At 45.4% G+C, this 9,896-nt stretch carries 10 protein-coding genes; 7 read left to right on the forward strand and 3 right to left on the reverse strand.

Annotated elements, in window-relative coordinates:
- Positions 1-39 precede the first annotated feature (39 nt).
- A complete protein-coding gene (locus AB4232_RS16315) occupies positions 40-828 on the reverse strand; it encodes an MBL fold metallo-hydrolase (protein ID WP_372087534.1) in 789 nt (262 codons plus the stop codon).
- Positions 829-1,230: 402 nt separating this feature from the next.
- On the opposite strand from AB4232_RS16315, the gene AB4232_RS16320 reads away from it, so the two are divergent.
- The 7 genes from AB4232_RS16320 (at position 1,231) to AB4232_RS16350 (ending at position 8,400) form a co-directional block, all read left to right on the forward strand.
- Positions 1,231-1,833, forward strand: a complete 603-nt coding sequence (locus AB4232_RS16320) for a 2OG-Fe(II) oxygenase (protein ID WP_104211075.1) — start codon at positions 1,231-1,233, stop codon at positions 1,831-1,833.
- Between the two features lie 275 nt (positions 1,834-2,108).
- Complete coding sequence (locus AB4232_RS16325) at positions 2,109-3,401, forward strand: extracellular solute-binding protein (RefSeq protein WP_372087535.1); 1,293 nt, start codon at positions 2,109-2,111, stop codon at positions 3,399-3,401.
- Between the two features lie 240 nt (positions 3,402-3,641).
- Positions 3,642-4,523 carry an ABC transporter permease subunit gene (locus AB4232_RS16330; RefSeq protein ID WP_009846305.1) on the forward strand — a complete coding sequence of 294 codons (882 nt, stop codon included), beginning with the start codon at positions 3,642-3,644 and terminating at the stop codon, positions 4,521-4,523.
- Positions 4,524-4,561: 38 nt separating this feature from the next.
- Positions 4,562-5,404, forward strand: a complete 843-nt coding sequence (gene ugpE, locus AB4232_RS16335; protein WP_372087536.1) for a sn-glycerol-3-phosphate ABC transporter permease UgpE — start codon at positions 4,562-4,564, stop codon at positions 5,402-5,404.
- Positions 5,394-6,704 carry a sn-glycerol-3-phosphate import ATP-binding protein UgpC gene (locus AB4232_RS16340; RefSeq protein WP_372087537.1) on the forward strand — a complete coding sequence of 437 codons (1,311 nt, stop codon included), beginning with the start codon at positions 5,394-5,396 and terminating at the stop codon, positions 6,702-6,704. Before ugpE ends, AB4232_RS16340 begins: the two co-directional genes overlap by 11 nt.
- 56 nt (positions 6,705-6,760) lie before the next feature.
- Complete coding sequence (locus AB4232_RS16345; RefSeq protein WP_012601049.1) at positions 6,761-7,480, forward strand: glycerophosphodiester phosphodiesterase family protein; 720 nt, start codon at positions 6,761-6,763, stop codon at positions 7,478-7,480.
- A gap of 182 nt (positions 7,481-7,662) precedes the next feature.
- Positions 7,663-8,400: a sulfite exporter TauE/SafE family protein gene (locus AB4232_RS16350; protein WP_372087538.1), complete on the forward strand. Its 738-nt coding sequence runs from the start codon at positions 7,663-7,665 to the stop codon at positions 8,398-8,400.
- Positions 8,401-8,491: 91 nt separating this feature from the next.
- Here the strand turns inward: AB4232_RS16350 and AB4232_RS16355 are convergent, their stop codons facing one another.
- Complete coding sequence (locus AB4232_RS16355; protein WP_372087539.1) at positions 8,492-9,265, reverse strand: murein L,D-transpeptidase family protein; 774 nt, start codon at positions 9,263-9,265, stop codon at positions 8,492-8,494.
- A gap of 2 nt (positions 9,266-9,267) precedes the next feature.
- Positions 9,268-9,750 carry a GNAT family N-acetyltransferase gene (locus tag AB4232_RS16360; RefSeq protein WP_009846299.1) on the reverse strand — a complete coding sequence of 161 codons (483 nt, stop codon included), beginning with the start codon at positions 9,748-9,750 and terminating at the stop codon, positions 9,268-9,270.
- Between the last annotated feature and the right edge of the window lie 146 nt (positions 9,751-9,896).

Genomic DNA, 9,896 nt, shown 5'->3' on the forward strand with positions numbered 1-9,896 from the left:
CTTATCCGAACGGCATTAAGTCTTTGAGACTGGCCTTTATTATTTATGGCGATTCTTTTTATCTTTAAACCCAAATCGCCAAACAGATTTTAGCAAACCTCTGAGTTTAATCTTAGTCACTCGCCAATGTGTTACTGGCCTTCTTGGCGCACTCATCAACAGATGTTCAAACGCTTGCTCACTCAAATTCACTTGTCCCCCATGCGCCACCAGCAAGGTGTCGAGCTGCATGTTATAAATACGGGATACCGACTCTCGATACTTATTGGGATGAAAAATTGGGAAAGGCGGAATCAGCTTCTTTTTGACCTCGACCATTAAATCCGCCACATAGGCGACACTGTGTGATGGGCAATAGACGGAAAGATCTCTGTCGGTATGGCCTGGCGTTTCTAGAACCAACCAATCATCAAAACCCGGAATGCTGTCTCCATCCGACAGCTTGTAGTCCGGCTTCAACTTTCTTGAATACCATAGATTGGCTTTAGGCCTGCCCAATCGATTCGCCATCCATCGTGCCAACGCCAGATCGGTCATATGCATCAAGATACCATCAATACCGTGATACCAGTCTTTGTCTCGATCTGCTGCCACCAAATTACAATTCGTGAGCTTTCTGAGCTTGTGTGCTGCCCCTGCGTGGTCTGGATGCATGTGCGTAACCACAACCGTATGTAGATCAGCAAAATCACGCATCAGCTCGGTTTCGATGAAACCCTTCAAATGCGGGATGTCGGCTCGACACGCACCATCAAGCAAGAGCAACCTGTCAGGGTACTCTACGAGATACATGTCTTGGATATAGCCTTTGATGGTATGAAGTTGCAAATCCACTCCTTGTGACAAAACAACTGGTCAGACCTATACAATAGCAAACCCACCATCAATTGTGATCATTTTGTTAAAAGCAACAATCTAAAACCGGATAGAGAACTCGAATCAAGATTTCCATTGGTATCCACTCAATCACTCAAATCCGACGTTACTCAAAACCAATGTTACTCAGTCCAATTTAACTCAGAATAATGAGGGCACATTCCAAAGATGATCATCAATTTCATCCGATATTTTTCAGCATTATCGAATGCTCACATTACCGAAAACCTTGCTCAACAAGCCTTGCGCTTTAAGCACTGAGCATCATTTGTCGTGACGACAAAACATGTGATTTGGTGACCTGAGTTATTCGGACTATATATGCGCCTCTAATTTATTGTCTGAGTGCTATACATGAACCAACTTATCGATGCTCTTTCTACCCAAGGTTACTTTGTTTGGGATGACTTCTTAACTCACGAAGAAGTAGTGGCATTGAGGGATTGCATTCCAGAGAACTGGAAAAAGGCTAGGATCGGCCGTAACGATGACGTAGCACGAGAAGCAACGATTCGTAGTGACAAAATTCAGTGGGTACGCCGTGATATGGGCGAACCCGCATCTCTGTTCCTAGACAAAATGGAACAAATTCGTTTAGAAGCAAACAGAGCGTTCTTTTTGGGTCTGTTCGAGTACGAAGCGCACTTTGCTAAATACGAAAAAGGTGACTTTTACCAGAAGCACTTAGACTGCTTTAAAGGTAATGAAAACCGCCGCCTAACCACTGTGTTCTACATGAATGACGAATGGTCTGAGGAAGACGCAGGGGAGCTCGTGGTTTACGATCTAAAAGACAACCACATTGCGACCATTCCACCAAAGTCAGGCCGCTTATTTGTGTTCTTGTCTGAACAGTTCCCACACGAAGTGTTACCAACCAACACAGAGCGATTCAGTATCGCAGGTTGGTTCCGTATTAACGGCGTGAAAGACAACCAATTAGACATCGCGCACTAAAACTGTATCCACATCGAACCTTATTCTTAGCCTCTCCATCGAGAGGCTTTTTTTTGGTCAGAAAAACGTCTTGAAAGCCAAATACATCAAACATCAAATCCATCAATAACTTTTCTCTTAAATAAAATCGAAATGAATCTTTCACATCAGTGAAACGCTTTAGCCACGTAAGTGAAATATACCCTGTTCAAGATAGCTTCAAACGATACCCCTACCGTCTCGTTAATACTCAAATTCAATACCTCTATATCGATTTCATCCAAAAGGAAAAGAAGATGAATAAGCTAATTTTGGCAGGCGTTCTTTCTGCGACAGCAGCAATGCCGGCGTTCGCAACGACTCAAGTTACTTGGTGGCACGCAATGGGCGGCCAACTTGGAGAAACCGTCAATAAGATTGCGACTGACTTTAATGCGTCACAAGATGATTACAAGATCACGCCAATCTATAAAGGTTCATACACAGAGACCTTAACAGCGGGTATCGCAGCATATCGAGCTGGCGAAGCTCCTAACATTCTACAAGTCTTCGATGCCGGTGCAGCAACCATCATGAACGCTAAAGGTGTCGCGAAACCGGTACAGGATATTCTGGTTGAATCGGGCTACAACTTTAATTCAAACGACTACCTAGCTGGCGTTCGTAACTTCTATGCCGACAACCAAGGCAAGATGGTTGGTATGCCTTTCAACAGTTCGACGCCGGTTCTTTACTACAACAAAGACCTTCTCGCAGAAGTGGGAGCCGAAGCGCCTAAGACTTATGAAGAACTCGAAGTGGTTGCTAAGAAACTGAAGGCCGAAGGACACATCGCGTTTTCTCAATCTCTGACGCCGTGGATCATGTTTGAAAACTTTAAGTCTCGCCATAACCTGCCAGTCTCTGACCAGAACAACGGCTACGACGGCCTATCCACTAAAATCATGTTCAACACCAAAGACATGATGATGCACGTTAGCAAGATGAAAGAGTGGTCAGATCTAGGTTACTACAAGTATTACGGCAGCGATTGGGATGCGAACCAAACGCCTTTCGAGCGCCAAGAAGTAGCAATGTGGATGGGCTCTTCAGGTTCATTCGGTGGTTTACGTAACCGTGTACCTTTCGAGTTAGGCACAACTTACCTTCCATACTGGAAATCAGTTAACCCAGATGCTGGTTTAACCTTCATTGGTGGTGCCGCTCTGTTTGCACTCAATGGCCATGACCAACAACAAGACAAAGGTGTGGCAGCATTCTTTGACTACCTGACTAAGCCTGAAACTCAAGTGTACTGGCACAAAACAACAGGCTATGTACCTGTAACAACTGCTGCCTATGAACTAGCGAAAAAGTCCGGCTACTACACAGAGCAGCCAGACGCAGAAGTGGGCGTTAAGCAACTAAGCCTCAAATCGGGCGAGTGGACTAAAGGCTACCGCCTAGGTTATTACCCGCAAATCCGTGAAGTGATGCACCGTGAATTCGACAATATCTTCGCCGACCGCTCTAGCGTCGAGAACAGCCTAGATAAAGTCGAAGATGAGAGCAGCAAACTGCTGAAACGCTTCGCTCGTACGATGAACTAATTTAGCTTTTTAACCAAAGCAAATTACTGAGCTAAAGGCTTAACACACCAAAAGCCGTTCATTGCTCCTCACCACTTGTCACTGCGTTATTAAATACGTAATGGCAAGGCGTGAGGAGGTTCTTCATTAGCGCCATTTCTTGCTCCAACAACGATAACTCAACTGGATGCATGCCTGATATCGCGCTAGTGGTAACAGCCGCTCATAGTGGCCACTGTAATTATTTTTAGGGATTACCCTGTGGAACGACGTCAACAATTCTTTCACTCTCCGCTGCCTTACCTATTTTTGGCACCTCAGATACTCATCATTGCGGTTTTCTTTATCTACCCAGCGGCAAAGGCGGTTTACCTTTCATTTATGCTGGAAGACCCTTGGGGAACCTCATCGATATTCGTATGGTTTGAGAACTACCAAATGCTATTCGAATCGAGCGAGTATCTGAACTCGATTGGATTTACCTTGATGTTCGCGATTGTGGTCTCTTTCCTTTCGCTTGCCTTAGCTCTGCTGCTCGCGGTGAAAGCTGACAATATCATTCATGGACAAGGCGCTTACAAGGTCACTCTCACTTGGGTTTACGCGGTTGCCCCTGCGATTGCAGGTGTTATCGGTGCTTTCTTGTTTAACCCGCACATTGGCGTGTTCACAGAAATCTTTGCTGTTGTGGGTTGGGATTTTAGCTTCCAAACCGATCCCGTCGATGCCACGTTTGCTCTGATTTTGGTTTCCGTGTGGAAACAGGTTTCGGTGAATTTCATCTACTTCCTGGCGGGACTCCAATCGATCTCTTACGCCGTAAAAGAAGCGGCGATGCTGGATTGTGTCAGCGACTCAAAACGTTTCTGGACCATTACCTTCCCACTGCTCGCCCCGACTGGCTTCTTTCTACTGGTCATCAACCTCACCTACTCATTCTTTGAAACCTTTGGCGTGATAGACACCATGACCAATGGTGGCCCAGGTGGCGGTACAACTTCATTAGTGTACAAGGTGTATCGAGATGGTTTTGTTGGCGCAGATTTAGGCGGCAGTTCCGCACAATCTGTTGTGCTGTTACTACTGGTACTCACTCTCACATTTATCCAGTTTCGCGTTGTAGAAAAGCGCGTCCATTACTAGCCCCTCCCCGCTAGGATTTAACGCGACAGGAGTTATTTATGAAAAGTAATAAGGTCTCAGACCACCTAATTTTAATTGCAGGGATGCTGTTTATGTTGGTCCCTATCTGGCTAATCTTCGCTAGTTCTACGCATAACCCAAACACCATTGTCAGCGAAGGTCTGCAATGGCTACCGGGCGATAACTTTACGGCCATTTATGGCGAAGCTTGGAACAAAAGCATGGGCTTTAGTGGCGAAGTCACCGCCAGTAAAATGATCGCCAACTCGATGATCATGGGACTAGGTTTTGCGATCGGTAAGATCATCATTTCGATGATGGCCGCGTTTGCTTTGGTCTACTTTAGACTCCCTTACGCCACGGCGTGGTTTTGGCTGATCTTCGTGACGCTGTTACTGCCATTAGAGGTTCGTATTATCCCTTCCTATGAAGTTGTCGCTGGGCTTGGTCTTCTTAATAGCTATACAGGGTTGATTCTGCCTTTGATCGCATCAGCCACCGCGACCTTCTTTTTCAGGCAATTCTTTAAAACCATCCCCGATGAATTGTTAGAAGCAGCTCAACTAGATAATGCAGGCCCATTTCGATTCTTTGTCGATATCTTGCTGCCTCTTTCTAAAACCATGATCGCCGCGATCTTCATCATCATGTTTGTGGTGGGTTGGAACCAATACCTGTGGCCAATCATGATGACTACCGACGAAGGCTACAACACCATCGTGATGGGCATCAAACAAGTACTCAATAATATCAATGAAACCAGTTTACCGCGCTATGACTATGCTTTCGCCATGGTGATTTTAGCCATGTTGCCACCCGTACTAGTGGTGGTTGTATTTCAGCGTTGGTTTGTAAAAGGGCTAGTAGAAAGTGAAAAATAATAACGACACAACTCAAATGAACAATAACCGCATTCAATCACTCGATGAGTATAAGACGACTCACCTGCCTTCTCACCAAGCTATCCACAAAAATACAGAGGACACCCCGATGCCAAAGCTAAAACAAACGTTAGCGCACAACCAAGCCATTCACGATCGTACGCGCAAAGCTCCCATCATGCTGGGTATCAAAAACTTGGTAAAGACGTATGAAAACGGCCATCAAGCCGTCAAAGGAGTCTCGCTTGATATCGATGAGGGTGAGTTCCTTGTTTTGGTGGGTCCTTCTGGTTGTGGCAAGTCTTCTATCCTACGTTCCATTGCGGGTTTGGAAAGCATTTCTGGTGGCGAGATTCACTTAAGTGGTCGCCGTGTTGATACAGAGAAACCTGCCCTGCGTGATATCGCGATGGTCTTCCAGAATTACGCGCTCTACCCGCACATGTCGGTTTACAAAAACCTCGCTTATGGCTTAAAGAACCGAGGTGTTAGTCAGCACCTTATTGAAGAGAAAATTGAGAAAGTCGCCAAAACGCTGAAAATCGAAGAATATCTAGACCGCAAGCCAGCCAAGCTTTCGGGTGGTCAACGTCAACGTGTTGCCATGGGGCGAGCGATTGTGCGCGACCCTCAACTTTTCCTGTTTGACGAACCTTTGTCTAACCTAGATGCCTCACTGCGTGCTCACATGAGATTAGAGATCAAAAAACTGCAACACGAACTTGGCGTGACCAGTGTTTACGTGACTCATGACCAAGTCGAAGCCATGACACTGGCTGATAGAATCGTGGTGCTCAACAAAGGCCAAATTGAACAAGTCGGCACACCAAGAGAAGTCTACCACCAGCCTGCCAGCACCTTTGTGGCAAGCTTTATTGGCAGCCCTGCAATGAATTTTTTACCAGCAACACTCGATGACGGATACCTTGAGATTGGTGATCAGCAAATGTACTTACCCGAGTACGCCCACGTAAAAAATACAGCTATCACACTTGGTATTCGTCCAGAGCACTCTGAAATTGGTTCAGAATTGATGATGAACACCTTGCCTCTTGAACTGCGTATCAGTGTGGTTGAGCCTTTGGGTCCAAATCAATTGGTTCATGGTCTGGTGAACGAGCAGCCCTTTATTGCAGTAACACCAGAAACGACACTGTGCCAAGCCGTCCCACTAGGGCTAAGAATCGATAAATCCAACCTGCATATTTTTGACAATCATGGCAAACGCATTCACCCAAATAATTTCACATCACAGGAGCCACACGAAGATACGACAAGCTTAACGACGGCTCTCGCTTAATCGAGTACACTGATATTTAATGCGTTTTTACGGTGCGTCTTTAAGAAGGATTAATTATGTCGTCTATCATCGTAGGTCATAGAGGTGTAGCTGGTACTCACCCAGAAAATACCAAAGCAAGCATTGAACAAGCGGCGAAACTCGGTTTGAAATGGATTGAAGTTGATATTCAGCCCACTCAGGACGACCAACTTGTGGTTTGTCACGACCACACACTTGAGCGCTGCAGCGATGGCAAGGGTCGTGTCGACGAACATACCCTTGCAGAACTGCGTCAGCTTGACTTTGGCAGTTGGAAGTCTGAGCAGTTCGCGGGTGAGAAAATACTGACGCTGGAAGAGTTGCTCGCGCTTGTTGAGCTGTATGATCTCAGCGTCAACCTAGAAGTCAAAGTCGATAGCCGACATCAAGCACCTCATGTCGTTGATTTGCTGCACACCGAGTTGATTCATTCAAATCTAGACACCGACAGAATCTTGCTTTCAAGCTTCAGCCATCAAGTCGTTGCTGAAATCGCTCGTCATTTGCCTAGATACCGTGTTGGTGTGATCACAGAGCAACTGACTCAAGATGATCTTATGCTGATTGATGAGGTTAAAGCGTTCAGTTGTCACATGAACTACGAGCATCTGAAGCAGAGCGATCTTGACACACTTGGTGAAGCAAACATTCAAACATGGTGCTACACCGTCAATGATCCGTCCCGCTTCAAATTTCTCTCAAAAGTAGATGCTGTATTTACTGATTTTCCGAATCAGTTCAATCCTATAAATTGAGCTCGTAAATACCGCAAAAATAGCCCCGATAAACTTTAAAATAAACTCCCGGGATGCCCTAAAATTAACTCTCGGGAAACCATAAAATTAAGTAGCAAACACAAGTGAGTAGGAGTACATTCCGCTACTCACTTGGTTTCACCGCTCGCTCTATTTAGACAGCTTCATTGGTTACTTAATTTATGGATCTCATTTTTAGTCCAACCTTCCCTATTTTGGGTGCAATCTTCATTTTTGCCGCTATTGTTCGTGGCTTCTCAGGTTTCGGTTTCACCTTAGTGGCATTGCCGTTAAGCGCGCTATTCGTCCCCGTTATCGAACTGGTTCCCGTTTTCATGCTGATCGACCTGTTAGGCAATATCCAATTGCTGCCGAAGGTTAAACATCATGTAAATTGGCGCTGGGTTTCAAAGGTATTTGTCCCTTGTTTGGCCTTCACTCCGGTCGGCCTACTTCTGCTAAAATCCGTTAGCCAAGACACGATCATCTTGATCATCAGCGCCTTCATTTTTGCATCTGCACTTATGATCTACAAAGGGTTTCAGTACAAAAGAGAGCCTAGATTTGCTCCCTATATTCTAGGTAGCCTTGCTGGGATAATGAACGGCGCAGCTTCAATGTCAGGGCCTCCGATTGGTACACACGCATTGGCAAGCCCAGTTGCTCCGCATGTAGCCAGAGCTGGCTTGATTGCGTTCTTTGTGTTGGCAGATTCCAGTGCGTTTGTATCGGCATCTATCGCAGGATTAGTCGACCGCGAGGTGGTCTGGCTTACTTTTGCACTGTTACCAAGCAGCATGTTTGGCGGTTATGTGGGTTCTAAACTATTCGAGAGATTTGGTGGAGCGAAATTTAAGCCAGTCACCATTGCGTTGCTGATCGTGATTGCGATATTCAGTGCAGGTCGAGTCCTACTGTAACTGACTTTAGCGGTTAATTTCAGAAGTTGCTTTCGCGAATTGACTGCGCGAATTGATTACGGAAAGTGATTAAGAAAATTGGGTACCATGACTACCATTCGATATGGATCGGGGTACCCATTTTTACGAGTTGGATGAACTCATCCATATCTTGATTGGTTAGTGCAATACAACCATCCGTCCAATCAAAGCTTTGAATAAAGCTCGGTGAACGGCGCTCACCATTTTTAATACCGTGGATCTTGATGTTCCCTCCAGGGTCGACATCATTTTCTTCAGCCCACTGCATATCCGAAGGTTGCGGGTAGCTGATATGCACCGAGCGGTGAAAATCCGATTCTTCCATCACATAATCGAGCTGGTATTCTCCTTCAGGTGTTCGGTTGTCTCCTTCAAAACGTTTATGCCCTTTCGGTTGTTTCCCTAACGCAATACGAAACTCTTGAATGACCTCATCACCCTTAAGTAGGTACATTCTACGTTTCGATTTATCAACTTTGACTAAAGTAACCACTTGCGACAGAGAGTCTGCCTCAGAAGAGGGACCGGTTAGAGTGTAAGACTGTTGAGAAGAGCTTTGAGGGGGACGTTTAGATGAACCTTGAGACAGCTGGGCAACTTGTTCGCCAGAGTTACGGCTAAGAACATCATCCACAATAATCACATGTTTGGTATTTGAGATCACTGAAGAGGTTGAGTTAGAGGAAGACGTTGAGACACGCTGAGAGTGAGCCGGTTTCGACTCGAATACAATGGTTTCGATTGCCGTCGCGTCAGAAATGATCTTTTCAACCACAACCTTTTCAGCTTGCACACTCGAAGCTACAAACAGTAAACACAGTAATAAAGGCAAAAATAGACGCACCTTTAGTTCTCCTCAAAGCGCATGGACATGGTTCGTGATTGAGTTTCCATGCCTAACGACTCATAGAAACCCTTAGCTTGCTGATTAAACTCCATCACTTCTAACCTAAGCTCAATAGCACCGCTCGCTTGCGCCCACTGATTAAACGACTTCATCAACGCTTTGCCGACGCCTTGGCTCTGAACCTGATCGTTTACCACAATCGTATTCACTCGCGCTATTTTGTGAGACTGAATGAAGCTTACCCCTTTATTCTGCGTTACCTTCCCCACCAAGAAACCAACAACCTGTTGAGCATCAACCGCAACTAAGAAAGTGCCAACCGGATCAAGCATCAATCCCAACCAATATTCTTCACTATCAGCCAAGCCATGAGAAGCGGGAGCAAATACTATAGGGGCACCAAGATGATGTTGACGATTTATTTGCATAGAGAGCTCTAAGATCGAGCTAATATCAGTTACCTTAGCGTTCCGGATTTGCATATCACTACCTTTTTAAATTCAATAACACCTTAGCAAAAATAGCTTAGCTGTGCACCGTCCTACTCTTTTAACAAAACTTTCGAGCTAGAGCTTGATACCACTAATTACATGACACGATAACGAAGAACAGCTCCCAATTGGGAGCT

Source organism: Vibrio sp. 10N.286.46.A8 (genome assembly GCF_041470165.1).
Classification (GTDB): Bacteria; Pseudomonadota; Gammaproteobacteria; order Enterobacterales; family Vibrionaceae; genus Vibrio; species Vibrio tasmaniensis_A.